Here is a 955-nt window from a genome sequence, read left to right on the forward strand (position 1 = left end):
AAATGGCAAAGAGTAAGTTTGAGCGCAACAAGCCGCACGTAAACATCGGCACGATCGGCCACGTTGACCACGGCAAGACGTCTCTGACGGCAGCGATCACGAAGTATTTCGGCGAGTTCAAGGCGTATGACCAGATCGACGCTGCTCCGGAAGAAAAGGCACGCGGCATCACCATTTCGACGGCACACGTCGAATATGAAACGCCGAACCGCCACTATGCGCACGTTGACTGCCCCGGCCACGCCGACTACGTCAAGAACATGATCACCGGTGCCGCACAGATGGACGGCGCGATCCTGGTTTGCTCGGCAGCTGACGGCCCGATGCCGCAGACCCGCGAGCACATCCTGCTCGCCCGCCAGGTTGGCGTTCCGGCRATCGTCGTGTTCCTYAACAAGGTYGACCAGGTTGACGACGCCGAGCTTCTCGAACTCGTCGAGCTCGAAGTTCGCGAACTTCTGTCGTCCTACGACTTCCCGGGCGACGACATTCCGGTTGTCAAGGGTTCGGCTCTGGCCGCTCTCGAAGACTCYGACAAGAAGATCGGCGAAGACGCGATCCGCGAGCTGATGGCTCAGGTYGACGCCTACATCCCGACGCCTGAGCGTCCGATCAACCTGCCGTTCCTGATGCCGATCGAAGACGTGTTCTCGATCTCGGGCCGTGGTACGGTTGTGACSGGCCGCGTCGAGCGTGGTATCGTCAAGGTTGGCGAAGAAGTCGAAATCGTCGGCATYCGCGCSACCTCGAAGACGACGGTTACCGGCGTTGAAATGTTCCGCAAGCTGCTCGATCAGGGCCAGGCCGGCGACAACATCGGCGCTCTCGTTCGCGGTGTTAACCGTGACGGCGTCGAGCGTGGTCAGATCCTGTGCAAGCCGGGTTCTGTCAAGCCGCACAAGAAGTTCAATGCCGAAGCCTACATCCTGACGAAGGAAGAAGGCGGCCGTCATAC

At 60.0% G+C, this 955-nt stretch carries 1 protein-coding gene; it reads left to right on the top strand.

Annotation, left to right across the window (positions count from 1 at the left end):
* Positions 1–2: 2 nt before the first annotated feature.
* The coding region (gene tuf, locus AB4Z25_RS29320; protein ID WP_442210568.1) for an elongation factor Tu at positions 3–955 on the top strand (953 nt) is incomplete at its 3' end.

Origin of the sequence: Rhizobium sp. RAF36 (assembly GCF_052114105.1) — a bacterium.
Classification (GTDB): domain Bacteria; phylum Pseudomonadota; class Alphaproteobacteria; order Rhizobiales; family Rhizobiaceae; genus Rhizobium.